A 21,012-nucleotide genomic window follows, 5' to 3' on the forward strand; every position below is an offset into this window, starting at 1 on the left:
GATGGGTCATGGCTGGGAGGGCGTGGTCCTCAAACTGTTCCGCGGCAAGGACTTCGAGTTCACCGTGACCGGGGCCGAGGACGTCACCGAGCACTACCGGCGCCTGCACTTCACGGACGGCGGCATGCTCGCGCTGACCGGAGTGCACCCGACGATGTGGGTGCGTCTGTGGTTCGACCACGCGGACGGCAGGCATCACCAGCGTGCCTACACCCTGGTGGACCCCGATCCCGCCGCCGGTACGTTCAGCCTGGAGTTCGCCCTGCACGACGGCCGCGCGAGCGACTGGGCGCGCAAGGCCGGACCGGGGGACAGGATCGAGGCCACCCTGCAGGGCACCGGTTTCGACGTGCCCGATCCGCTGCCCGCACGGCTCCTGGTGATCGGGGACACGGCGGCGGTCCCGGCCGTCAACTCGCTCCTCACCGCCATGCCCGACGTGCCGGCCACCGTCTGGCTGGAGACGCAGCACGCCTCGGACCACGACATCGGCCTGCGCCTCGACCCGGCCCTGCACGACCTGCACCGGGTGGAGCGACGCGACGCGGGCGGCCACCTGGTCGACGAGGTCAGGGCCGCCCTGCCCGCGCTGGTCGAGGACCCCGCCGACGTGTACGCGTGGATCACCTGCGACACGACGACGACCCGGGCCCTCACCTCATACGTCCGCAAGGACCTCTCGATCCCGAAACAGCGCGTGCACGCGCTCGGCTACTGGCGCCCCGAGAAGCGGTAGGCACGGGCCGTCCGCCGCCGGATCACCACCGCCGAACCCGCCACCAGAGCCGCCGCACCCGCGGCGACGAGCAGGATCGCGGTCCAGTCCGAGCCGTCCGCCTCGACTCCGTGGGCGGCGAGCTCGGCGGCGTGCGCGGGACCCTGCGCCGTGCTCCGACTCTCGCTCTTGGGGATCAGCGAACCCACCGGCCTGACATGGTCCGCCGCCTTGAACCCCCAGTCGAGGAGCGACCTGGCCTCTTCGTACACGCGGTATCCGCCGCTCACCTGAGGGTTCATCACCGACACGACGAGGGTGCGGCCGCCGCGCTGGGCCGCGCTGATGAGGGTGTTGCCCGCGTGGCTGGTGTAGCCGTTCTTGATGCCGAGCAGTCCGGGATAGCGGGCCACGCCGTCGGCCCCGGTGAGCAGGCGGTTGGTGTTCTGGATGGGGTAGGACCAGTTGCCGTTCGGGAACTTGGCGACCGACGTCGAGCAGTAGCGGGCGAACTGCGGGTCCGCGAGCCCCGCCCGGCCGAACACCGCCAGGTCGTACGCCGAGGAGACCTGTCCCGCCGCGTCGTAGCCGTCGGGGGAGACCACATGGGTGTCGCGGGCGCCCAGGGAGCGGGCCTTGGCGCGCATCTGACGGACGGTCTGCTGCCAGCCGCCGTTGAGCTCGGCCAGCACGTGCACGGCGTCATTGCCCGAGCTGAGGAACACGCCGCGCCACAGGTCGGCGATGGTGTAGCTGCGCCCCGCCTCCACGCCCACGAGGCTGCTGCCCTCGCCGACCTCGGAGAGCTCGCTCTGGGTGACCTTGTGCCGGGCGACGGCGTCCAGGTGGGGCAGCGCGGTGAGGGCGAAGAGCGACTTCAGGGTGGAGGCGGGCGGCAGTTGGCGGTGCGCGTCGTGCGCGGCGAGTACTTCGCCCGAACGGGCGTCGGCCACCACCCAGGAGAGCGCGGAGACGTCGGAGGGGACGGCCGGGGCGCCGGCGCCGGGACGGGCCTGGACACCCGGCCGGTCCAGGAGGTCCGAGGTGTACGCGGGGCCGGGCTTGGGCGGCGTGGGCTCTTCCGTGGCGGCTGTGGCGGCCGTGGCGAAGGGTGTGGGCAGGAGGACCAGAGCGGCGACCGCGAGGGCCGCGGTGCGGACGGATGAGGAGCGCGGGAGGTACCTGATGACCATTCAGTCACCGTATGAGCGCTGCCCGAAGCCCGCAGGTCAGCTTGGTCCGGCTGGATGTACGGGGCGGCAGCCGACCGTGTGTGCGTGCCCTCTTCCCGAACCCGCCGTCCCTGCCCACACTGCTGGGCAAGGACGGCGGAGGGGGCCCTGATGACCGCTCGACGGGGACGGCGCACGGCGGCGAGCAGGCGGCGCGAGGCGAGGCGCAGGACGGGTGCGGTGGGCGGCGCTCTGCTGCTGCTCCTGGTGGTGGTGTTCTGGTCGGCCATCTGGCCCTACGCGGCAGGGGTGTTGATCCTCGGCGGTCTCGGTCTCGTGGGGTGGTGGCTGTGGCGCACGGACCGGATGGCGCGCGGCCGCGATCTCGCGTGGCGGCGCGAGGACGCGGTGCGGGCGGGCCACCGGACGCTCGCGCGGGCGGACGCGATGAGCGGCACCGAGTTCGAGGAGCTGGTCGCCGAGCTGTGCCGCAGGGACGGGTGCACCGAAGTGCGCCGCGTGGGTGGGGCGGGGGACAACGGCGCCGATGTCGTCGGTCGGCTCCCGGACGGCAGGACCATGGTCGTCCAGTGCAAGCGCTACGCGCCGAGCAGCACCATCGCGAGCCGCGAGATGCGCGATCTCCTCGGCTCGCGGGTGCACTTCGGGGCCGATGTGGCGATCTTCGTGACGACCACGCGCTTCAGCCGCCCCTCGGAGACCTTCGCGGCAGGGCACGGCATCGTGGCCGTGCACCGTGACCACCTGGGCCTGTGGAACAGCGGCGCCTCGCTGGAGTCGCTGCTCGGTGTGAGCGGTGCGGGCCAGGGGGACACCCGGCACCGGGCGCGCTGGAAGAAGACGTACGGGTAGCGCCGTACGCGCTGGAAGAAGACGTACGGGTAGCGCCGTACGCGAAGGGAGTCATGGGCTCGGTCGCCATGGCCGCCGCCTCGCTCCCGCCGCCTTCGCGAGGGCAGCCGCTCAGCCGCGCGGCCGGACGTGGAGATCCGGTCCGCTCGTCCCGGGCGCCTCCACGCCGGGCAGCAGCCGCATGTCGTGGTCGTAGTCGCCGCCGACGAGCGACCGGAACGGCACGGGCTCATCCGTGAAGAGCCCGTCGAGCCGACGCCTGTAGGCCTGCTTCGCCGCCGCGAACCGGTCCTCCGGCAGGTCGTTCGATGCGTGGACCGCGAACGGTTCGAGTGGCTCCATGCCGGTGAAGAAGAACAGGCCGTGCTGCAGCGGATGCAGCACGTCCGTCAGGCGGCCATGGATGCCACGGTCGGAGAGCGACGACTCCCGGGCCCCCGCCGTCACCGACACCAGCGCCCGCCGCCCCGCGAGCGCGCCCTCGCTGTAGGGCGGCGGGACCGCGGGGCCGTAGCCGAACCCCGCGGTGAACACGCGGTCGATCCAGCCCTTCAGGATCGCGGGCGCGGAGAACCACCACAACGGGAACTGCAGGATCACCGCGTCCGCCCAGCGCACCTTCTCCTGCTCCGCCGCGACATCGGGCGAAAGACGGCCCGCGAGCGTCTCCCGCTCCGAGACGGCCATGACGTGCAGCCGTCGGTCGGCGACGTGGTCGGGGAAGTCGTCCGCGTCCACCGTCGCCTTCCACTTCATCGCGTACAGATCGGAGACCTGTACCTCGTGCCCGGCCGCGCGCAGTTCGTCGACCGCGAAGGCGGCCAGCGACGCGTTGAGCGAGCGGGGTTCCGGATGGGCGCTGACGACGAGGATCTTCTTGGGCCGCTGGGGCGTGGCTTCGTTCATGACGCCACGTTCTCCCGGGCGGGACGGGCCAGCCAGAACCCTGTTCAACCGTCGGAACGCCGATCCTGGTACTGCGAGGGCCACGCATACTTGATCCATGGACGGCGTGGACCAGATGAAGAACAGTGACGCGATCGGCGACACCCGCCGGGCACTCGGCGGATTCCTGCGCGCCCGCCGGGGGCGCGTGGCGCCGGAGCACGTGGGGATCGCCGGCGGCCGTCGCCGACGGGTGCGCGGCCTTCGCCGCGAGGAGCTGGCCCAGCTCGCGGGGATCAGCGTGGACTACTACGTACGTCTCGAACAGGGCCGGGCCACCCAGCCGTCCCCGGAGGTGCTCGACGCGCTCGCCGGTGCGCTCGGCCTCGACACGGCGGAGCGCGGGCACCTGGCCACCCTGGCGGCGGCCCGGCGCGCCCCCGCGCCCACGGCCCGGGTCAGCCCGCTGCTGCGGCGGATCCTGGACTCCATGGCCGACTTCCCGGCCTTCGCGACGGACCACCGCCTCGACGTGGTGGCCTGGAACAGCCTCGGCGCAGAACTGATGGGCGGTCTGGGCGAACCGCGGCGGCGCGACAGGAACAACGCCCGGTTCCTCTTCCTCGACCCCGCGTCGCGCGATGTCTTCCCCGAGTGGGGCGACAGGGCGGCGGAGGCCGTGGGCCAGCTGCGGGTGGCGGCGGGACGCTACCCCGAGGACGCGGAGCTGGCCGCGCTCATCACCGAACTGGCCACGCACAGCGGCGAGTTCCGCCGGATCTGGGACAGCGGGGAGGTCGTGATGTGCGCGGCGGGCCGCAAGCGTCTGCGGCACCCGGAGGCCGGGCTGCTCACCCTGGACTTCGAGACCTTGCACGTGCCGGCCGCCCCCGGTGAGACGGGCCTCGTGGTGCACGTGTTCAGCGCGCGCGAGGGCAGCGCGGAGGCCACCGCCCTCACGGGGCTTGTCTAGCCCCTCCCGGGCCCGGCCGGCGAAGCGCCGAGGTCGGCGGCTCCGCGCCCCTGCGGTGCGCTACTTCGGAAGGTTCGCCTCGATCGCGGCGATGACCTCGGGAGCGTCCGGCTCGGTCTGCGGGCCGAACCGTGCCACCACGTCGCCGTCCGCACTGATCACGAACTTCTCGAAGTTCCAGCGGATGTCGCCGGTGTGCCCCTCGGCATCCGCCTGGCCCACGAGGTTCGCGTACAGCGGGTGCCGGTCGTCGCCGTTCACGTCGGCCTTCTCCGTCATCGGGAACGTCACGCCGTACGTCGCCGAACAGAACTCGGCGATCTCGTCCGACGTACCCGGCTCCTGGCCCATGAACTGGTTGCAGGGCACGCCGAGGACGGTGAAGCCACGGGCCGCGTACTTCTCGTGCAGGCGCTCCAGGCCCGCGTACTGCGGGGTGAGGCCGCACTTGGAGGCGACGTTGACGATCAGAACGGCCTTGCCGAGGTACTGGCCCAGGTTCGCCGAGCCGCCCTGGAGGGCGCCGATCTCTGCATCTTCGTAGACAGACATGATGCGGAGCCTACGCTCACGGGGCCCCGCCGATCACTCCGGTCCCCGTCCGGTTCAGGCGCCCGCAGGCGACCAGCTCGACGGTCGCGGCCACCGCGATCGTCTGGACCGCCATCAGGGCGATCAGCACGAACAGCTGCACCGCGCCGGCGAGCACCGGCGACGCGCCGCCCAGGAGCATGCCGACGAACGCGCCGGGCAGCGTGACCAGGCCCACCGTGCGTGTCTGGTCGAGGCCGGGAAGCAGGGCGTCCGACGCGGCGGGGCGGATCACCTCCAGGCGGGCGTCCCGGGCGAGCAGGCCGAGGGCGAGGCCAGCCTCGTACTCGCCGTTGCGGGAGTGGAGTTCATCGAGGGCGCGGCGCCCGCCGAGCACCGTCGCGGTCAGCGCGCCGCCGATCAGGATGCCGGACACGGGGATCATGGCGATGCCGCGCACCGGAAGGAGCCCGGCCAGGGCCAGGCAGGTCACCACCGGGACGACGGGGCCCGCGATCGGCAGCGCCGCCCACCACCAGCTGCCGTTGGCGGTGATGCGGCGCCCCGCGGTGCGCGCGGCGACGGCGACCATCAGAAGCAGGAAGGCGAAGAGCGCCACGACATGGTGGATCACCCAGCCGATGGCCAAGGACACCACGCCCAGCTGCAGAGCCGCCCGCACCCCGGCCACGAGGATCTCCCGCGCCCTGCCGCAGGACCCGTCGGGGGAGAGGTGGAACACGGCGGCCGTCGTGGCCGCGACGAGCAGCAGGACAAGGAGCGCGACACCGAGCGTCACGTTGACCGGAAGCAGGGCCTGAGCAGCGAGATCGCGCACGGGCCCACCCTAGGGCCTCTCGTTTGGATCAGGCCGGGTTCCCGGGGTCGTCGCGGAGCGGCCCGGTCTGTGAGGATGCGGGAAGAACATGTGATGCCGGACGAGCAAGTGACGCCGGAAGCTGGACCGGAAGAAAGAGGGGCTGACCTCATGGCGCAGCAGGTACAGGGCGTGATCGCGCGCGCGAAGGGCGAGCCGGTACGGATCGAGACGATCGTCGTGCCGGACCCGGGGCCCGGGGAGGCCGTGGTGAAGGTGCAGGCCTGCGGTGTCTGTCACACCGACCTGCACTACCGCGAGGGCGGCATCAACGACGACTTCCCCTTCCTCCTCGGTCACGAGGCGGCGGGCGTCGTCGAGTCGGTCGGCGACGGTGTCACGGAGGTCGCGCCGGGCGACTTCGTGATCCTCAACTGGCGTGCGGTGTGCGGCCAGTGCCGCGCCTGCCTGCGCGGCCGCCCCCAGTACTGCTTCGACACGCACAACGCCAAGCAGAAGATGACCCTCACGGACGGCACGGAGCTCTCGCCCGCGCTCGGCATCGGCGCCTTCGCGGAGAAGACCCTGGTCGCCGCCGGGCAGTGCACGAAGGTCGACCCGGCCGCTTCGCCCGCCGCGGCGGGGCTCCTGGGCTGCGGTGTCATGGCCGGCATCGGCGCCGCCATCAACACCGGCAACGTGGGCCGCGGCGACTCGGTCGCCGTCATCGGCTGCGGCGGTGTGGGCAACGCGGCGGTCGTGGGCGCGCGGCTCGCCGGAGCCGCGAAGATCATCGCTGTCGACATCGACGACAAGAAGCTGGAGACGGCCAAGGGCCTCGGTGCCACGCACACCGTCAACTCCCGCTCCGCGGACCCGGTCGAGGCGGTCCGCGAGCTGACCGGCGGCAACGGCGCCGACGTCGTCATCGAGGCGGTCGGCCGCCCGGAGACGTACGAACAGGCCTTCTACGCACGCGACCTGGCGGGCACGGTCGTCCTGGTCGGCGTGCCGACACCGGACATGCGCATCGACCTGCCGCTCCTGGACGTCTTCGGGCGCGGCGGCGCGCTCAAGTCGAGCTGGTACGGCGACTGCCTGCCCTCACGCGACTTCCCGATGCTGATCGACCTCTACCAGCAGGGTCGGCTCGACCTGGACGCGTTCGTCACGGAGACGATCGCGCTCGCGGACGTGGAGAAGGCGTTCGAGCGGATGCACCACGGGGATGTCCTGCGTTCGGTGGTGGTCTTCTGATGGCGGCGCGCATCGACCACCTGGTCACCTCGGGCACGTTCTCCCTCGACGGGGGTACCTGGGACGTCGACAACAACGTATGGATCGTGGGGGACGACAGCGAGGTCGTGGTCATCGACGCCGCGCACGACGCGGACGCCATCGCGGCCGCCGTCGGGGAGCGCCGGGTCGTCGCGATCGTGTGCACGCACGCCCACGACGACCACATCGACGCGGCCCCCGAGCTCGCGGCCCGCACCGGCGCGCCGATCCTGCTGCACCCCGCCGACGCGGAGCTGTGGAAGCAGACCCACCCCGACCGCGCCCCCGACGGCGAGCTGTCCGACGGGCAGGAACTCACCGTGGCGGGCACGCAGTTGACGGTGCTGCACACCCCTGGCCACTGCCTGGGTGCCGTCAGTCTCTACGCGCCCGCACTCGGCACGGTCTTCACCGGCGACACGCTCTTCGCGGGCGGTCCCGGAGCGACGGGGCGTTCGTTCAGCGACTTCCCGACGATCGTCGACTCGATCAGGGACCGGCTCCTCACGCTGCCTCCTCAGACACAGGTGCGGACCGGGCACGGCGACAGCACGACGGTGGGCGCGGAGGCGCCGCACCTGGAGGAGTGGATCGCCCGCGGTCACTGACCACCCCCGGCTGCGGCCCCTGACCGCACCAACTGACGTACGCGACCGGGGTCCTGCCCGGTGCACCCGACCGGCCCCGCGTGGTTCGCCGCGCGGGGCCTTTCGCGTACTGGCCCTGTTCCGCGATCTCCGATAAGTTAGGCAAGGCTTACCTAATGGAGGTTCTAGGATGGGTGTCCGTCACGCCAGCACGTCCGTGCCCACCGCAGCGGCACGCGCTCGCTCGCTGCTCACCACCGCGTGGTCCTGCGCGGTGACCACGGAGATCGGCAGGGATGAACTCGTCGGCGCGCACAGCGTCACGCCGGAGGGCATCCTCCTGCTGTCCCCGCCCCCCGACAGCGCGCTGGCCACCGCGATGATCTGCGCGCCGCGCGGTGAACCGTCCACCCTGGTGGAGTTCGCCGACGTCGCCCCCGTGTCGGTCAGGGACCGGATCAGGTCCCGGCTGTGGCTCTCGGGATCACTGGTACCCGACGGGGAGGGATTCATCTTCGCGCCGACCTGCGCCGTGCTGCACGACTCCACCGGCGGCCGGATCGGCATCGACCTCGACGAACTCGCCCTTGCGGCCCCCGACCCGCTGGCCGAGGCCGAGTCGCGGCTGCTCACCCACCTCGCCGACGCGCACGAGGAAGCCGTCGAGCAGCTGACCCGGCTCGTGTGCGCCGACAGCCTGCACGGCGTGGTGCGCGTGCGCCCGCTCGCCATCGACCGCTACGCCCTCACGCTGCGCCTGGAGAAGGCCCGCAGTCAGGCGGACGTCCGGCTGGACTTCGACGAGCCCATCGAGGACGTCACCCAGGTGACCGAGCGCATGCACATCCTGCTGACCAAGGCCCGCCACCTGCGCCGCCCCCTACTGCGCCCCACGTCCCCCGATGCCTGAATTCGCCGACTTCATCGAGCGCAGCGCGAGCACGAGCACCCCGATGTCATCGAGGAACACCGGATCGGGCAGCAGATCGGCCGGCAGGACGAGATAGGCGACCGCGCCCCAGAACACCCACTGGCGCTCGACCGGCAGCCCCGCCGCGCGCAGAGTGCGCCGCGCGCGGACCAGACGTACGAGCAGCGCTATCGCGACCGCGAGTGTCGCGGCCACCAGGATGGCGCCGGCAACAAGGAGGACCTTGATTTCCGTGCTCATCAGACCCTGACCTCCGTCCTACGACGTCCTGTGCGGGCACTCGGCCCAGGCTATGGGTACCCGCAGGACGCCACGCGAACATGCTTCCCGCTCTCGTCGCGCGGCGGACGTTCCGCCCTCCCATGACGGACGATGGAGGCCGGCATCACGCCGGCTCCTCCAACTCCTTCCTGGAAAGGCAGAGATGAGCGAGACGAGCCAGACGCTGCTCACGGCAGGGCGGGTTCTGACCGGCCCGCGTGGCCAGTACGTCACGGACGGCGCCGTACTGACCCAGGGCACGGACATCGTCGCCGCGGGCGCCCGAGCCGAGGTCGAGCCCCTGGCGCGCGGCGTGTCGCAGCGGTTCGCGCTGCCCGACGCCACGGTGCTTCCCGGACTCATCGACGCCCACGTCCACCTGGTCTTCGACGCGAGCAAGGACCCCGTCGCGGTCCTGGACGCGCACAGCGACACCACCCTCATGGCGGCGATGGAGGAGCGGGCGCTGCAGTTCCTGCGCAGCGGCGTCACCACGGTGCGCGATCTGGGTGACCGGGGCCGCCTCACCCTGCGCCTGCGCGAGGAGATCGCCGCGTCCCGGGTGCCAGGCCCGCGGATCATCGCCGCCACCACACCGCTGACCACCAAAGGCGGCCACTGCTGGTTCCTCGGCGGTGAGGTCGAGGGCGAGAACGAGATCCGCGCGCTGGTGCGGCGCAACGCCGAGCTCGGCGCGGACGTCATCAAGGTCATGGCCACCGGCGGCGGTCTCACCCGAGGCGGCCCCGCCACCTGGCAGCCCCAGTTCGGCGCCCCCGACATCCGCGTGATCGTCCGCGAGGCGCGCCGCGCCGGTCTGCCGGTCGCCGCCCATGGACACGGCACCGCGGGGATCGTGGCCGCCGTGATGGCGGGCGTCGACACCATCGAGCACTGCACCTGGATGACGCGCAAGGGGTTCGACCTGCGCGAGGACGTCCTGGACGCCATCGTCGCCAAGGGCATCAGGATCTGCCCCACCATCAGCCCGAACTGGCGGATGCTGCCCATGTTCTTCGGCGCCGAACGGGCCGAGGCCATGTTCGACCAGGTCCGCACGATGGCGGAGCACGGGGCGCGGCTGATCGCCGGGACGGACGCGGGCGTACAACGTGCGGGCTGCGACGGCCTGGCCCAGAGCCTCGGTTTCTACCAGCACTTGGGCATCGAACCCGGCCGCGTCATCGACATGGCGACCACGGAGGCCGCCGACGCCCTGGGGATCGCCGACCACGTGGGGCGCCTGGCCGCGGGCTACCGCGCCGACCTGATCGCTGTGCAGGGTGACCCCCTGAAGAACGTGGACGCCCTGGGCGATGTACGGCTGATCATGGCGAACGGCATGATGGTGGACCATGAGTGAGTCATCGGCACATCCCGCCCGGCCCGTCCAAGCACTGATCGTCGTCGACATGCAGTCCGCCTTCGTCACCGGAGAAGGAGCCGTGCCCGAAGCGGCCCGCCTTCTCGACCGCACGACCGACCTGATCACGCGGGCCCGCGCCGCGGGCGCCCTCGTCGTCCAGCTCCAGAACGACGGAGAGCCGGGGTCCGTCGACGAACCCGGCACTCAGGGCTGGGAGATACACCTCCCGGCGGACACCGACCGCGGCGAGAGGGTCCTGCGCAAGACCGTCGACGACGGCTTCGAGGAGACCGGACTCGCGGACCTGCTCGCCGAGTCGGGCGTGCGGGACCTGGCCATCTGCGGGGTGCAGTCCGAGATGTGCGTGATGGCGACCGCGCGTACCGCCCTGGAACTGGACTTCCGCGTCGTCCTGCCGCACGACGCACACGCGACGTACGACATCCCGGCCGCCGAGGGCATCAGCGACATGGTCCCGGCGGCGATGGTGTCCCGGGTGGCCGAATGGGCCCTCGGCGACGAGGTGGAGATCGTCGCGAGGGCCCAGGACATCGACTTCACCAAGCCGTAGGCCTGGCGGCGAAGGTGGATCAGCGCGCGGTGTACGCGCCGTCCACCAGGTGGTAGCTGCCGTGGATGAACGAGGCCCGCTCCGAGAGCAGGAACACGATCAGCTCGGCGACCTCCTCGGAGTGACCGAGGCGGCCCGCCGGGTGCAGGGAGACGAGGGCGTCGTACGCCTCCTTGTCCATGTTCTGCAGGAGCGGCGTCTCGATGAAGCCGGGGCCGACCGCGTTCACGCGGATGCCCTTCGCCGCGTACTCGGCGGCCGCGGTCTTGGTGAGGCCGACGACGCCGTGCTTGGCGGCGACGTAGGCGGGGGAGCCCGCGAAGCCGACGGAGCCGAGTATCGAGGCGACGTTCACGATGGCGCCCGCGCCCGCGGCCTCCAGGACGGGGAGCTCATAGCGCATCGAGTAGAAGACGCCGTCGAGGTTCGTGCGGATGACGCGGTTGTAGACATCGATGTCGTACGCGCCCGTCGGCTTGCTCTCGCCGCCGATGCCCGCGTTGTTCACCGCGAGGTCGAGCCCGCCGAACGTGTCGACGGCGAACCGCACGGCGGCCTCGACCGACGCGGGCTCCGTGACGTCCACGGCGACCGCGGCGGCCTTGACGCCCTCCGACAGGAGTTGCGCGGCGGCCTTCTCGGCGCCCTCGGCGTTGAAGTCGGCGATGACGACGTTCGCGCCGCCCTGGCCGAGTCGGCGGGCGGTGGCCAGGCCGATGCCGGACGCGGCGCCCGTGACCAGGGCGGTCTTGCCCGCGAACTCGGTGGCGTAGTCGGGGACGGTGGTGGCGGGGGTGGTGCTCATGGTGCTCTTCACTTTCCTCATGCGATGTGGGAGGCCGCCAGGGCCGCCTCCCCGGTCAGGACGGCGTAGGCCCGGTCCACATGCGCGGTGAGGTCTGCGTCGTCTGTTCCTTCGTCGTGCCCGCCGCGCGCCCAGCTGCGCAGGGCCGCGGTCAGCACTCCGGCGGCGGCACCGACGACGACGGCCGGGCGCTGGTCCCGGACGGGGTCGGTGCCGAGCCGCTCGGCGATGATCCGGACGGACTCGTCCTGGGCGTCGACCCGGACGCGTTCGTACGCGGCGAACAGCGCGGGCTCCGTGTCGACGAGGGCGAGCAGTGCCCGCGTCCGGGCCCGGCGGTGCAGGCCCGGAGTCTTCGGGTCGGTGAGCCAGTCGCGCACGGCCGCGCGGTAGGCGGCCAGCGGGGGCTCGTCGGCGGGGCGGTTGCGCAGGGCCGCGTTGATGCGGTCGCCGTCGGCGCGGGTGAAGTCGAGCGCCGCGGCCTCCTTGCTGCCGAAGTGGCGGCTGAAGGTGCGGCGCGTGACGTCGGCGCGCTCGGCGACGGCCTCCACGGTGACGGCCGCGAGGCCGTGCTCCAGGATCAGGTCGATGGCCGCGTCGGCGAGCGCTTCCCGGGTCTGCCGGGCCTTGCGCTGCCTGCGGTCCTCGCCGCCCCGGTCGGTGGCCGGGGCGCCTGGGCCGGATTCCGTCGCCTTGTTCATGCTGTCGACTGTACACCCCTGATGTCCCAATGGGACACCTGTCCCGTCGGGACTCAAGCGGAGGCTGGTGTGGCACGCAGATCGAAGACGCCGTACCCGAATCCCCGCGCCGTGACGACGCCGCTGCCGGCCTCCACGCCGTGCGCCTCCAGGGCCCGAGGGCCCGTCGCGCCCACGAGCTCGGTGGTGAACGCCGCCGGTGTGCTGCGGGGATTGATCACCACGAGATGGCGCCCGCCCCTGACGTACACGAACGGATAGCCGGTGTGCAGTACCTCCACCGAGCCGTCAGGGCCCAGCTCCGGGGAGGCCTTGCGCAGGGCGATCAGGCGGTGCACGAGGTGCAGCAGGGAGGTGTCGTCGGCCCGCTGGGCGGCGACGTCGGGTCGCTGCGGGTCGGGGTCGACGGGGAGATAGAGACGGTCGGCGGCGGCGGTGGAGAAGCCGGCGTTCGCGCTGTCGTCCCACTGCATGGGGGTGCGCGAGCCCGCGCGGTTGTAGCGCGGGCCGAGCACGCTGCCCTCGGTGTCGGGCAGGCCAGGGATGTAGCGCATGCCGATCTCGTCGCCGTAATAGATCGCCGGGAGCGTGGGCCAGGTGAGCTGGAAGGCGAACGCCGCCGGGAGCTGCTCGGCGGTGCGCGCGCCGCAGTTGAGGCGGGAGAAGTCGTGGTTGGAGGTGGGCAGCGCGATGTGCCCGGCGTCGCCGATGGCCTCGCGGGCCGCCCGCCACGCATCGACGAACGTACGCGCTGAGCCCTTGCCGCCCGGGTCGAAGAAGCAGTCGACGGGGTCCCACTCCTCGGAGGCGGTGCCCTCGCCGTTGTTCCACAGCGAGCGCAGGGGGCCGCCGTTGGTGGGTCCGCCGAACTGCAGGAAGAAGTCGACGTGGAACCCGGCGGGCACGGACACCGCCGGATCGCCCCACTCCGAGAGCAGCACCGCATCCGGGTGGGCGGCGTCCAGCCAGCCGCGCAGCTCGGTCCACACCTCGGCCGTGGCCCTGCGGTCCGGGTCGTCCTTCACGAGGGAGTGCGCCATGTCGACGCGGAATCCGGCGAGGCCCAGGCGCAGCCAGTGATCCATGATGTCGCGCAGGGCGGCCCGGTTGGCGCGCGGCCCCTCGGCGTCGACGGACTGCCGCCACGGCTCGGCCGGATCCATGCGCGCGTAGCCGAAGTTGAGGGCGGGCTGGGACTCGAAGAAGTTCGGCAGATACGCGCCGGGGCGGCTGCCCGGGGACGGCACGAAACCGTCCGGAAGGCCCTCGGGCGCCCAGATGTAGCGGTGGTCATCCGGATCGCAGGACGACGCGGTGAACCACGGATGCCGGTCGGAGGTGTGCCCGGCCACCAGATCGAGCAGCACCCGGATCCCGCGCCGCCCCGCCTGCGCCACGAGCCTGGCCAGGTCGTCGTCCGTGCCGTAACGCGGCGCCAGGGAAAGGTAGTCGGAGACGTCGTACCCGGCGTCGCGGAACGGCGAGGTGAAGCACGGATTGATCCAGACGGCGTTGACCCCCAGCCAGGCCAGGTGGTCCAGATGCGCGGTGATGCCGTTGAAGTCACCGATGCCGTCGCCGTCGGAGTCGGCGAACGACTGCGGATAGATCTGGTAGAAGACAGCGTCGGAGAGCCAGGCGGGGGCGGGACGGAACGAAGTCATGGAACGGGTGCGGCCTTTCCCTCGTGGCATGCGGTGGAGGCGGTGGGGCTGAGCCGTATGCCCCTCCAGCGTCACGGTCATGAGCGCCTCCGTCCAGCACGCCTCCCTTCCCTCCCCTCGGCGTGCGGCGGCGTGCGGCGGCCCGCCGAGGCCTGCGGAGGTCTGTGTCCGGCGTGTGGCGCCGACGAGCCACAGCGGTTGTCCCGCCGCGGGCCGGGGTAGGTCCGCCCGGTGCTTTCCTTACCGGGCCACGCCCCGCCGCTGAGCGATCACTTCGCCGCCGAGGGCTGTCTGCGACTGCCGTCGCTCATCCCGCCGTACCTGTTGGAGGAGCTGACGCGGGAGGTGGAGCGGCTGGAGAAGCTGGCGGTGCGCAGGGACTTCGCCATGGCGTCGACGGACGATTCGCCGCGCCACATGACCACCCTCGGCGGCCACACCATCGCCAGGGAATCCACCCTGATCCCGCGTCTGTACGGCGACGGCGAACTCCTGGCCTGGCTCGGCGCGGTCGCGTGCCTGCCCGCGGTCGAGGTCGCCGACCCCCTGGAGCGGCACGTCCTGAACATCCTCCACCGGCCCGGCGACACCCATGGAGCCCACACCGACGACTACCCCCTGGCCCTGGTGCTCTTCATCGAGGCGCCGGACGACCCGGCCGACGGCGGCCTGCTGCACTACACCCCGCGCTCGGGCGCCCTCGACGCCCTGCACACCGCCGCCGTCCGGGCACACCACCGGAGGGGCGACGGCTACCTCCTGCGGGCCGACACCACGGCCCATCGCGTCACCGCACTGCGCAGGCCGGGCATCCGCCGCACGGTGCTGAACTTCGCCTACACCACCCCCGACCGGCAACAGGCGCGCACGGCGACGGCCTCCCACCTGTACGCGCCCTAGAGCGGCAGCGCGCACACGGCCAGCGGGGCCGCGAACGGCTCGCCCGTCAGGCGCAGTCGGCCGCCCTTGCCCACCTGGAAGACGCTCACCGAACTCGACTTCTGGTTCGCCGCGAACAGCAGTCGCTGCGAGGGCGAGAAGGCGATGTGCCGGGGGAAGTCCCCGCCGACGGGGACGGTGTCGAGCAGCCGCAGCCTTGCGCCGCCCTCTTCGATCGCGTACCGCGTGAGGCTGTTGTGCCCGCGATTGGCGAGGAAGGCGAAGGTGCCCTCGCGCGTGACGACCAGCTGCGCCGGATAGCTGGTGCCTTCGCCCGTCCCGGTGGACTGCGGCGCGCCCGGCGTCAGCCGCCCGCTCGCGGGGTCGTACCCGCAGACGACCACGGTGTTGTCGACCTCGTTCGCCAGATAGGCGAAGCGCCCGGAGGGGTGGAACGTGAGGTGGCGCGGCCCAGCGCCCGGTCGCAGGGTGGCGTACGAGACCTGGGTGAGCTTCCCCTTCTTCGTGTCGAGGCGGTAGCTGTAGACGGTGTCGTTGCCCAGGTCGACGGCGAGGAGGTGTCCGCCGTCCGGGCTGGTCACGATCTGGTGCGCGTGCGGCCCGTCCTGCCCCGGCCCGGGAGGCGGGCTTGAGTGGGTGACGGAGTCGGTCAACTCGCCCAGTGCGCCGGAGCCTTGGATCGGATGGACGGCCACGCTCCCCGAGAGATAGTTCGCGCTGAGCAGCCAGCGCCCGCTCGGGTGCACGGACAGATGGCAGGGCCCGGCACCGCCGGTGCCTCGCGCGCCGAGCACCTCGGTACCCGAGGCCGAGAGCGCGATCGCCGTCACGCCGCCCTTCTCCCGCTCGTTGACCGCGTAGAGCGTCCGGCCCGAAGGGTGGAGGCAGAGGTAGGACGGATCGGGGACGCCGGCGAGGGTGCCCGTGCCGGTGATGCGCCCGGTCGCGTCGTCGTACGTCGCCAGACCGAGGCCGCTGCCGCCGCCGGACTGGGTGGTGTACGTGCCGAGGAACAGCTGCCGTGTGCGACGCGACGGCCGTTCGGGGGAGAGCACGGACGTGGCGGCGGACGCGGGCGTGGCGACAGCGGCGGCGGCCGAGGCGGCGACGGCTCCGATGAATCCGCGCCGCCCCCAGCCGCTCGCCTCGGACCGGCTGTCGGACCTGCTGTTCATCGCTGCCGCCATGTCCGCTCCTCAAGTGTCGGTAGTGACGCGTGTGGCAGACAGAGTGATGCCCAGAATCCCCACGATCAAGAGGCGCAACCCGAGTTGCATTCTGTGCAACGCCAAGATCACTGATGGACGAGAGTCCGGCGTCGGGCGTCCACGCCCTTCCGGCGTGGGGTGCGATCGATGTCGCGCACAGCGAGTAGAACACGGAGAGTAACTGCGGCAGGTCAACCGCGAATATGCGCCGCACGGTGGCCGGGGATGCCACCCGGAGGTATGAACTGGCCCTGAGCGGGCAAGATGTAGGTGCCATTCGCGGTGCCGCCCCAGTCCCCGGCGGCGTCGGGCGCCGGCCTCAGGGTCGCGCCGCTCGCGTTGTCGTAACTCTTCGTATGCGGGGTGTAGTGAAATTGGGGGGTGGACCATGGGCACGCCCGACCCGGGCTTTGGGCTGCACCACCGTGTGGTGGACGGATCGATCGTTCTGACGTTCCGCGGCGAACTGGATGCCTGGGCGGACCTGGAACTCGCGCCGCGCATAGCGGAGTTACTGGACCCGCCAGGCATTGATGTGGTGGTGGACCTGCGGCAGGTGTCCTTTCTGGACGCCGGTGGACTGCGCCTGCTGGTGCGCATCAAGGCCCTGGCCGTCACGAGGCGGTGCTCCCTGCGGCTGGTGCGCAGCAGTCCGCGCGTCTGGAGGGTGCTGCGCATCACGCGCCTCGACCGCAGTTTCACCGTTCTGGACGGCATGCCCGCCGGCCTGGACACGCCCGACGACTGCCAGGGAAACCTGAACAGACCAGCCTAGAACGGGCGCAAGCGGCAAATCTGATTACATGACGTACCCCTTCGCCCGCTCTCTCCTCGCCACGACCGTCCTGCTCATCGCCCTGCCCGCCCTCCCGGCAGCCGCCGCGTCCGCCCGCCCCGAGCCGCCGTGCACCGCAGGCACCGCCCCCTACCAGCGCCAGCTGGAGCGAGAGTTGCGCAGACCGGTCGACGGGATCCAGTCACCGGCGGACTGCGCGGCGATCCGGCGGTTGCAGCGGCGGCTCGGCGTCTCTCCCGCCGACGGGAGTGCCTCGCTGCGGACGTACCGGACGGTGGTCGCCGACAAGGTGCGGCGTGACCCGGCCGCCCGCCGGGGCTGTCCTTCCCGCGCGTACCGAGTGGTCTGCGTGGACCTGACCCGGCAGCTCCTCTGGGTGCAGGCGGGGCGGCGCCTGGAATTCGCGCCGGTGCCGATGCGCAGCGGGCGCGACGGTCTGGAGACGCGGCGCGGCTGGCACCGGATCTTCTGGAAGCACCGGGACCACTTCTCGACGATCTACAAGGTGCCGATGCCCTACGCCCAGTTCTTCAACGGCGGCCAGGCCCTGCACGGCACCCGGCACGACCTCTTCTCGTCCGGATCCGGCGGCTGCGTGAACCTGACGGTGGCGGACGCGCAGCGGCTCTACCGGCTGCTGCACAAGGGTGACCGGATCTACGTGTGGGGAACGAAGCCCGGCACCGGCGGCTGACGGACCGTCGGCCGCCGGTGCCGGGACCTCACTCGGGGCTCAGCTCTTGCCGCCCTTCTTGCCCGTGTCGTCGCGCACATTGCTGAGCCGGACGGTGACGCCCTGGGTGGCGTTGTCCTTGGTCAGCCGGTAGGGACCGGTGACCGCGGGGGAGGGCAGGCGATAGCCGTCCGGTACGGCGGTCTCCCTGAGGTAGTAGGAGTCGAGCGGCTGGTCGGTGAAGTCGCAGCGGCCCCGGCTGTCCGTGGCGCACCCTTGCCCCCTGCGGGTGTCCGGGTCCGCCCCTTTGGTCTGCAGGCCGTCCTTGCCGTTGGTCTCGCGCCACAGCTCGAACACGGCCCCGGCCAGCGGGCGGCCGGTGGTGCGGTCCGTCTTGCGGACGTGCAGGTCGCCCCTGGTGTCGTCGGTGGGTGTCTTCTTCTTGTTCTTCGCGGTCACCTTGACGCCGTCGCCCGCGCTCTGCGCGGTCACGACGAGCGGACCGAAGGAGGCGGGGGAGGGCAGGGCGTACCCGTCGGGGGCCTTGGTCTCCACCCAGTAGTACGTGCCGAGCGGCACCGTCCGGTCGCACTCGCCCTGGGCGTCCGTGGTGCACGGAGCGCCGACCTGGGTGTCGGGGCTTTCGCCGGAGGTCTGTACGCCGGGGACTCCGTTGGTCTCCTGCCAGAGCTCGAAGACGGCACCGGGCAGCGCCTTGCCGCCCGCCGCGTCCTTCTTGGCGACCTCGACCGTGCCGGTCACCGTCGGCGCGGTCCCGCACTCGGGCAGGTCACCCACGAAGGGGTAGTTGTGGAACTCCTGGCCGCCTCCGCCGCTCTTCGGGCTGGTGTGGGTGAGCGAACCGGTCGTGAAGAAGCGTCCGTTGATGCCGGGCACGCTGACCGTCGTGTCCGACGTGTTCTGGCCGATCAGTACGCTGCCCTGGAACTGCCCGGTGCCCTTGATCTCCACGTCCGTCGCGTCGGGGAAGTTCCACAGCAGGCGCTCCCGCAGCCTGTTGAGCGGGTCCGTGGCGTCGTCGATGCCGCCGCTGTACGTGTTGACCACCCGCTGTGCGCCCAGCACATTGACCAGGACCGTCGCCCCGTCCGGGATGTTCACGAAGCGGATGCCCTCCTGCCCGCCGGACGCGCCGGCCAGGTCGAAGTCGACGTTGAACACCTGGAGTGCCGAGGTGCCGTCCCCGGTGAACACGGTCTCGCCGCCCCCGTGCACGGCCCTACCGGTCGGCGTACGCGTGCCGTCCTCCCCGTGCGCGTAGCACTGGCTGGCCGCGTTGAGCTGACCGCGCAGCGCGGTGTAGGGCGCCGCCGCGTCCGGGTCCTCGGTCACGTCCTGGGCCATGATCGTGCCGCTCGCCGCGCCCGCATGACGTACGACCCCCTGCTCGGCGAGGAGCCGCTCGCCCGCACCGATCGTGATGCCGCCCCCGGTGGTGAGCCAGTCGGAACCGACCGGCGGCGCGACCCGGGAGCCGACGCCCGCCTCGCCGACGTTGTAGGCGCCGCCGGCCCCGTCCGCCTTGTCCTGGTCGAAGTCGCCGAGGACGACGACGCGCCCCTCGGCCTCGGCCGCGGCTCCGCGCACCCGGAAGTCGCCGCCCGCGAAGACGTTGATCGCGTTGTCGCGGAACTTGATCGAGCCATTGTCGATGGGCGGGTACGGGCCCGGAGGGCAGTTGCCCGGTACGCAGGGGCCAAGGCCTCCGGGAAGCGGCGCGGCCACGGCCCGGTCGGCGGGAGGATTCCCGGCCGAAGCGAAGGCGTTCCCGGAGGGGAACAGCGGAACGGACGCAGCGACGAACGCGCAGCTCAAGGTGGTCAGCAGGCGTCCGGCACGATGCGTGTGGAACATTCCGGGCATGTCGATAACCAGCTCCTCAGGCGATAGGAAAGGCTCCTTACCGGCAGCTTGCGACAGCCTCCCGCCGGGCCCGGCGCGGCAGGGCCGCGTCCTGGTGGGAGCGGGCGAACTTCCACTCTCACGGCGGCCCCCAGTGGAGTGCGGGCCTGCTCGGCACTTCCTCCGCCGGGGCCCGATGGCCGGTTCTGGCTCGCCGTGACGGAAGTTGACCACTCAGAGCCACTGCTCGGATACGGTGTGCGAGCTGTTTTCTTTGTTTCCCGTGGATACGCGAGGAGTTGCTGAGTGGACCGCAGTTCTGTGATCCGGATGCGTACGGTGCTTGCTGCGCTGGGTGTGGCGACCGCGATGGCGGCGGCACCCACCGCGACGGCGGTGGCGGAGCAGGAGCCGTCGTCCTCGGCGCGGCACGAGCCCTGCACCGGTGAGTTCCACAAGGACGCCCGCCTCGGCCCCAAGTGGCTCCCCAAGAAGTGGCAGGAGCCGGTCGGCCCGCTGCTCAAGGGATGGAAGCGCACGGGTGGCCTCTCGCCGTCGTCCTTCCTGAAGAAGTACTGGGAAGGTCCCGCCGAATCGGGCGGCTGGAAGTACCCGCCGAACGACGGCTTCGAGACGGTCAACGGTCAGGTCGACAAGCACCCCGAGGAGCTGGAGGAGGGCGAACTCCTCGACCGCTTCGGATCGGAGTACGGCTCGTTCCTGGCCCCTGCGGGCGACTCGTACGCCGAGCGTGCGCTGCCCCCGCAGAACCTCAACACCCGTGACGCCGCGGTCGCCTGCGACTACCGCGTCTACGAGGTGAGCAAGCCGTTCCACGTCTGGCAGGGCGGCATCGCCCCCTGGTTCGCGCAGCCCGGCGGTGGCCAGCAGATCAAGCTCGACCCGGTCTTCCTGGACCCGGGCGAGGGCCAGCGCCTGAACGTGAAGTGGCTGCTGGATCACGGCTACCTCGAGCCCGCGAACGACTAGCGCGCCGATGGACATCCGTGGACTGCCCACCGCACTGCGCGAGGCCGGCGTGGCCGACGGCTACTACTGGATCGAGGGCGTCCATGAACCGGCCCCCACGCCCCCCGACTTCGTCTACCTGCGGAGGACCGAGGACGGCGAGGCGTGGGAGGCCGGAACGTACGAGCGCGGAACGCACCATCCCCTCGCCCGGCACACGGACGAGGGGGAGGCGTGCGCGCTGCTGCTGCGCCTGCTGGTGTGAGGCACCGGGGCCGTGCCCGTCAGTCCTCGGGGCGCAGCAAGCCGCGCTGGTGCGCCTTGGCGAGCCGCTGGGGCACCAGGTAGGCGGAGCCGTCGACGGTGACCGGCACGAGCCGGGGAGTGCCGGCCTTCCACTGGGCTCGGCGGTGGCGGGTGTTGCTGCGGGACATTTTCCGCTTGGGTACGGCCATGGGCTCGGGTCCTCTCTC

The 21,012-nt window shown here is 71.7% G+C and carries 24 protein-coding genes; 13 read left to right on the plus strand and 11 right to left on the minus strand.

Translation table 11 applies throughout. From position 1 onward, the window contains the following. The first annotated feature begins 1 nt into the window (after position 1). On the plus strand, positions 2 to 736 hold the full coding sequence (locus tag AC07AG_RS29690; protein ID WP_478759191.1) for a siderophore-interacting protein: 735 nt from the start codon (positions 2 to 4) through the stop codon (positions 734 to 736). On the opposite strand, the gene AC07AG_RS29695 is transcribed toward AC07AG_RS29690, so the two are convergent. Then, complete coding sequence (locus AC07AG_RS29695; protein WP_478759192.1) at positions 712 to 1,908, minus strand: D-alanyl-D-alanine carboxypeptidase family protein; 1,197 nt, start codon at positions 1,906 to 1,908, stop codon at positions 712 to 714. The two genes, AC07AG_RS29690 and AC07AG_RS29695, sit on opposite strands and share 25 nt — an antisense overlap. Before the next feature lie 150 nt (positions 1,909 to 2,058). Here AC07AG_RS29695 and AC07AG_RS29700 point away from each other — a divergent pair, with 150 nt between their 5' ends. Continuing rightward, positions 2,059 to 2,760 carry a restriction endonuclease gene (locus AC07AG_RS29700; protein WP_478759193.1) on the plus strand — a complete coding sequence of 234 codons (702 nt, stop codon included), beginning with the start codon at positions 2,059 to 2,061 and terminating at the stop codon, positions 2,758 to 2,760. Positions 2,761 to 2,871: 111 nt separating this feature from the next. On the opposite strand, the gene AC07AG_RS29705 is transcribed toward AC07AG_RS29700, so the two are convergent. Next, complete coding sequence (locus AC07AG_RS29705) at positions 2,872 to 3,666, minus strand: NAD(P)H-dependent oxidoreductase (RefSeq protein ID WP_478759194.1); 795 nt, start codon at positions 3,664 to 3,666, stop codon at positions 2,872 to 2,874. 97 nt (positions 3,667 to 3,763) lie between these two features. Here AC07AG_RS29705 and AC07AG_RS29710 point away from each other — a divergent pair, with 97 nt between their 5' ends. Next, the gene (locus tag AC07AG_RS29710) at positions 3,764 to 4,618 is read left to right on the plus strand and encodes a helix-turn-helix domain-containing protein (protein WP_478759195.1); all 855 of its coding nucleotides are present in this window, start codon (positions 3,764 to 3,766) and stop codon (positions 4,616 to 4,618) included. Between the two features lie 60 nt (positions 4,619 to 4,678). Here the strand turns inward: AC07AG_RS29710 and AC07AG_RS29715 are convergent, their stop codons facing one another. Both AC07AG_RS29715 and AC07AG_RS29720 read right to left on the minus strand, forming a co-directional pair. Beyond that, positions 4,679 to 5,170 (minus strand): glutathione peroxidase, encoded by a 492-nt coding sequence (locus AC07AG_RS29715; protein WP_478759196.1) that lies wholly within the window; start codon positions 5,168 to 5,170, stop codon positions 4,679 to 4,681. A 16-nt stretch (positions 5,171 to 5,186) separates the two neighbouring features. Next, positions 5,187 to 5,987: an ABC transporter permease gene (locus AC07AG_RS29720; RefSeq protein ID WP_478759197.1), complete on the minus strand. Its 801-nt coding sequence runs from the start codon at positions 5,985 to 5,987 to the stop codon at positions 5,187 to 5,189. Between the two features lie 150 nt (positions 5,988 to 6,137). Between AC07AG_RS29720 and AC07AG_RS29725 the strand changes: the two genes are divergently transcribed. The 3 genes from AC07AG_RS29725 (at position 6,138) to AC07AG_RS29735 (ending at position 8,741) form a co-directional block, all read left to right on the plus strand. Next, the gene (locus AC07AG_RS29725; RefSeq protein WP_478759198.1) at positions 6,138 to 7,223 is read left to right on the plus strand and encodes an S-(hydroxymethyl)mycothiol dehydrogenase; all 1,086 of its coding nucleotides are present in this window, start codon (positions 6,138 to 6,140) and stop codon (positions 7,221 to 7,223) included. Next, complete coding sequence (locus AC07AG_RS29730; RefSeq protein ID WP_478759199.1) at positions 7,223 to 7,852, plus strand: MBL fold metallo-hydrolase; 630 nt, start codon at positions 7,223 to 7,225, stop codon at positions 7,850 to 7,852. The genes AC07AG_RS29725 and AC07AG_RS29730 overlap by 1 nt, the downstream gene beginning before the upstream one ends. A gap of 169 nt (positions 7,853 to 8,021) precedes the next feature. Then, positions 8,022 to 8,741 carry a DUF2470 domain-containing protein gene (locus tag AC07AG_RS29735; protein ID WP_478759200.1) on the plus strand — a complete coding sequence of 240 codons (720 nt, stop codon included), beginning with the start codon at positions 8,022 to 8,024 and terminating at the stop codon, positions 8,739 to 8,741. Here the strand turns inward: AC07AG_RS29735 and AC07AG_RS29740 are convergent. Further along, entirely contained in the window at positions 8,712 to 9,002 is a 291-nt protein-coding gene (locus AC07AG_RS29740) for a YkvA family protein (protein WP_478759201.1), read from the minus strand. The genes AC07AG_RS29735 and AC07AG_RS29740 overlap by 30 nt on opposite strands. A gap of 184 nt (positions 9,003 to 9,186) precedes the next feature. Between AC07AG_RS29740 and AC07AG_RS29745 the strand changes: the two genes are divergently transcribed. Both AC07AG_RS29745 and AC07AG_RS29750 read left to right on the plus strand, forming a co-directional pair. After that, on the plus strand, positions 9,187 to 10,386 hold the full coding sequence (locus AC07AG_RS29745; protein WP_478759202.1) for a metal-dependent hydrolase family protein: 1,200 nt from the start codon (positions 9,187 to 9,189) through the stop codon (positions 10,384 to 10,386). Continuing rightward, positions 10,379 to 10,960 (plus strand): isochorismatase family protein, encoded by a 582-nt coding sequence (locus AC07AG_RS29750; RefSeq protein ID WP_478759203.1) that lies wholly within the window; start codon positions 10,379 to 10,381, stop codon positions 10,958 to 10,960. Before AC07AG_RS29745 ends, AC07AG_RS29750 begins: the two co-directional genes overlap by 8 nt. A gap of 19 nt (positions 10,961 to 10,979) precedes the next feature. On the opposite strand, the gene AC07AG_RS29755 is transcribed toward AC07AG_RS29750, so the two are convergent. Genes AC07AG_RS29755 through AC07AG_RS29765 form a run of 3 tightly spaced genes read right to left on the minus strand, consistent with a single transcriptional unit; the run spans position 10,980 to position 14,130 of the window. Then, positions 10,980 to 11,765 carry an SDR family NAD(P)-dependent oxidoreductase gene (locus tag AC07AG_RS29755; RefSeq protein WP_478759204.1) on the minus strand — a complete coding sequence of 262 codons (786 nt, stop codon included), beginning with the start codon at positions 11,763 to 11,765 and terminating at the stop codon, positions 10,980 to 10,982. A 17-nt stretch (positions 11,766 to 11,782) separates the two neighbouring features. Next, entirely contained in the window at positions 11,783 to 12,466 is a 684-nt protein-coding gene (locus AC07AG_RS29760) for a TetR/AcrR family transcriptional regulator (RefSeq protein ID WP_478759205.1), read from the minus strand. A gap of 53 nt (positions 12,467 to 12,519) precedes the next feature. Next, positions 12,520 to 14,130: an alpha-amylase family glycosyl hydrolase gene (locus tag AC07AG_RS29765; RefSeq protein ID WP_478759206.1), complete on the minus strand. Its 1,611-nt coding sequence runs from the start codon at positions 14,128 to 14,130 to the stop codon at positions 12,520 to 12,522. Between the two features lie 231 nt (positions 14,131 to 14,361). Here AC07AG_RS29765 and AC07AG_RS29770 point away from each other — a divergent pair, with 231 nt between their 5' ends. After that, entirely contained in the window at positions 14,362 to 15,030 is a 669-nt protein-coding gene (locus AC07AG_RS29770) for a HalD/BesD family halogenase (RefSeq protein WP_478759207.1), read from the plus strand. On the opposite strand, the gene AC07AG_RS29775 is transcribed toward AC07AG_RS29770, so the two are convergent. Beyond that, the gene (locus AC07AG_RS29775; RefSeq protein WP_478759208.1) at positions 15,027 to 16,217 is read right to left on the minus strand and encodes a lactonase family protein; all 1,191 of its coding nucleotides are present in this window, start codon (positions 16,215 to 16,217) and stop codon (positions 15,027 to 15,029) included. The two genes, AC07AG_RS29770 and AC07AG_RS29775, sit on opposite strands and share 4 nt — an antisense overlap. 409 nt (positions 16,218 to 16,626) lie before the next feature. On the opposite strand from AC07AG_RS29775, the gene AC07AG_RS29780 reads away from it, so the two are divergent. Continuing rightward, on the plus strand, positions 16,627 to 17,013 hold the full coding sequence (locus tag AC07AG_RS29780; protein WP_478759209.1) for an STAS domain-containing protein: 387 nt from the start codon (positions 16,627 to 16,629) through the stop codon (positions 17,011 to 17,013). A 28-nt stretch (positions 17,014 to 17,041) separates the two neighbouring features. Then, positions 17,042 to 17,728, plus strand: a complete 687-nt coding sequence (locus AC07AG_RS29785) for a L,D-transpeptidase (protein ID WP_478759210.1) — start codon at positions 17,042 to 17,044, stop codon at positions 17,726 to 17,728. Between the two features lie 39 nt (positions 17,729 to 17,767). Here AC07AG_RS29785 and AC07AG_RS29790 read toward each other — a convergent pair whose 3' ends face one another. After that, complete coding sequence (locus tag AC07AG_RS29790; RefSeq protein ID WP_478759211.1) at positions 17,768 to 19,591, minus strand: choice-of-anchor A family protein; 1,824 nt, start codon at positions 19,589 to 19,591, stop codon at positions 17,768 to 17,770. A 309-nt stretch (positions 19,592 to 19,900) separates the two neighbouring features. On the opposite strand from AC07AG_RS29790, the gene AC07AG_RS29795 reads away from it, so the two are divergent. Both AC07AG_RS29795 and AC07AG_RS29800 read left to right on the plus strand, forming a co-directional pair. Further along, positions 19,901 to 20,560, plus strand: a complete 660-nt coding sequence (locus AC07AG_RS29795; protein WP_478759393.1) for a TNT domain-containing protein — start codon at positions 19,901 to 19,903, stop codon at positions 20,558 to 20,560. A gap of 7 nt (positions 20,561 to 20,567) precedes the next feature. Further along, the gene (locus AC07AG_RS29800) at positions 20,568 to 20,804 is read left to right on the plus strand and encodes a hypothetical protein (RefSeq protein WP_478759212.1); all 237 of its coding nucleotides are present in this window, start codon (positions 20,568 to 20,570) and stop codon (positions 20,802 to 20,804) included. Positions 20,805 to 20,823: 19 nt separating this feature from the next. Here AC07AG_RS29800 and rpmF read toward each other — a convergent pair whose 3' ends face one another. Then, positions 20,824 to 20,994: a 50S ribosomal protein L32 gene (rpmF, locus tag AC07AG_RS29805; RefSeq protein WP_478759213.1), complete on the minus strand. Its 171-nt coding sequence runs from the start codon at positions 20,992 to 20,994 to the stop codon at positions 20,824 to 20,826. Positions 20,995 to 21,012 lie beyond the last annotated feature (18 nt).

Source organism: Streptomyces sp. NPDC044044, assembly GCF_056434405.1.

What these genes read in the sequence shown, in the direction of transcription:
- AC07AG_RS29690 (WP_478759191.1), top strand. Translation starts at nt 2, where the DNA reads ATGGGTCATGGCTGGGAGGGCGTGGTCCTCAAACTGTTCCGCGGCAAG.
- AC07AG_RS29695 (WP_478759192.1), bottom strand. Translation starts at nt 1,908, where the DNA reads ATGGTCATCAGGTACCTCCCGCGCTCCTCATCCGTCCGCACCGCGGCC.
- AC07AG_RS29700 (WP_478759193.1), top strand. Translation starts at nt 2,059, where the DNA reads ATGACCGCTCGACGGGGACGGCGCACGGCGGCGAGCAGGCGGCGCGAG.
- AC07AG_RS29705 (WP_478759194.1), bottom strand. Translation starts at nt 3,666, where the DNA reads ATGAACGAAGCCACGCCCCAGCGGCCCAAGAAGATCCTCGTCGTCAGC.
- AC07AG_RS29710 (WP_478759195.1), top strand. Translation starts at nt 3,764, where the DNA reads ATGGACGGCGTGGACCAGATGAAGAACAGTGACGCGATCGGCGACACC.
- AC07AG_RS29715 (WP_478759196.1), bottom strand. Translation starts at nt 5,170, where the DNA reads ATGTCTGTCTACGAAGATGCAGAGATCGGCGCCCTCCAGGGCGGCTCG.
- AC07AG_RS29725 (WP_478759198.1), top strand. Translation starts at nt 6,138, where the DNA reads ATGGCGCAGCAGGTACAGGGCGTGATCGCGCGCGCGAAGGGCGAGCCG.
- AC07AG_RS29730 (WP_478759199.1), top strand. Translation starts at nt 7,223, where the DNA reads ATGGCGGCGCGCATCGACCACCTGGTCACCTCGGGCACGTTCTCCCTC.
- AC07AG_RS29735 (WP_478759200.1), top strand. Translation starts at nt 8,022, where the DNA reads ATGGGTGTCCGTCACGCCAGCACGTCCGTGCCCACCGCAGCGGCACGC.
- AC07AG_RS29740 (WP_478759201.1), bottom strand. Translation starts at nt 9,002, where the DNA reads ATGAGCACGGAAATCAAGGTCCTCCTTGTTGCCGGCGCCATCCTGGTG.
- AC07AG_RS29745 (WP_478759202.1), top strand. Translation starts at nt 9,187, where the DNA reads ATGAGCGAGACGAGCCAGACGCTGCTCACGGCAGGGCGGGTTCTGACC.
- AC07AG_RS29750 (WP_478759203.1), top strand. Translation starts at nt 10,379, where the DNA reads ATGAGTGAGTCATCGGCACATCCCGCCCGGCCCGTCCAAGCACTGATC.
- AC07AG_RS29755 (WP_478759204.1), bottom strand. Translation starts at nt 11,765, where the DNA reads ATGAGCACCACCCCCGCCACCACCGTCCCCGACTACGCCACCGAGTTC.
- AC07AG_RS29760 (WP_478759205.1), bottom strand. Translation starts at nt 12,466, where the DNA reads ATGAACAAGGCGACGGAATCCGGCCCAGGCGCCCCGGCCACCGACCGG.
- AC07AG_RS29765 (WP_478759206.1), bottom strand. Translation starts at nt 14,130, where the DNA reads ATGACTTCGTTCCGTCCCGCCCCCGCCTGGCTCTCCGACGCTGTCTTC.
- AC07AG_RS29775 (WP_478759208.1), bottom strand. Translation starts at nt 16,217, where the DNA reads ATGGCGGCAGCGATGAACAGCAGGTCCGACAGCCGGTCCGAGGCGAGC.
- AC07AG_RS29780 (WP_478759209.1), top strand. Translation starts at nt 16,627, where the DNA reads ATGGGCACGCCCGACCCGGGCTTTGGGCTGCACCACCGTGTGGTGGAC.
- AC07AG_RS29785 (WP_478759210.1), top strand. Translation starts at nt 17,042, where the DNA reads ATGACGTACCCCTTCGCCCGCTCTCTCCTCGCCACGACCGTCCTGCTC.
- AC07AG_RS29790 (WP_478759211.1), bottom strand. Translation starts at nt 19,591, where the DNA reads ATGCCCGGAATGTTCCACACGCATCGTGCCGGACGCCTGCTGACCACC.
- AC07AG_RS29795 (WP_478759393.1), top strand. Translation starts at nt 19,901, where the DNA reads ATGCGTACGGTGCTTGCTGCGCTGGGTGTGGCGACCGCGATGGCGGCG.
- AC07AG_RS29800 (WP_478759212.1), top strand. Translation starts at nt 20,568, where the DNA reads ATGGACATCCGTGGACTGCCCACCGCACTGCGCGAGGCCGGCGTGGCC.
- rpmF (WP_478759213.1), bottom strand. Translation starts at nt 20,994, where the DNA reads ATGGCCGTACCCAAGCGGAAAATGTCCCGCAGCAACACCCGCCACCGC.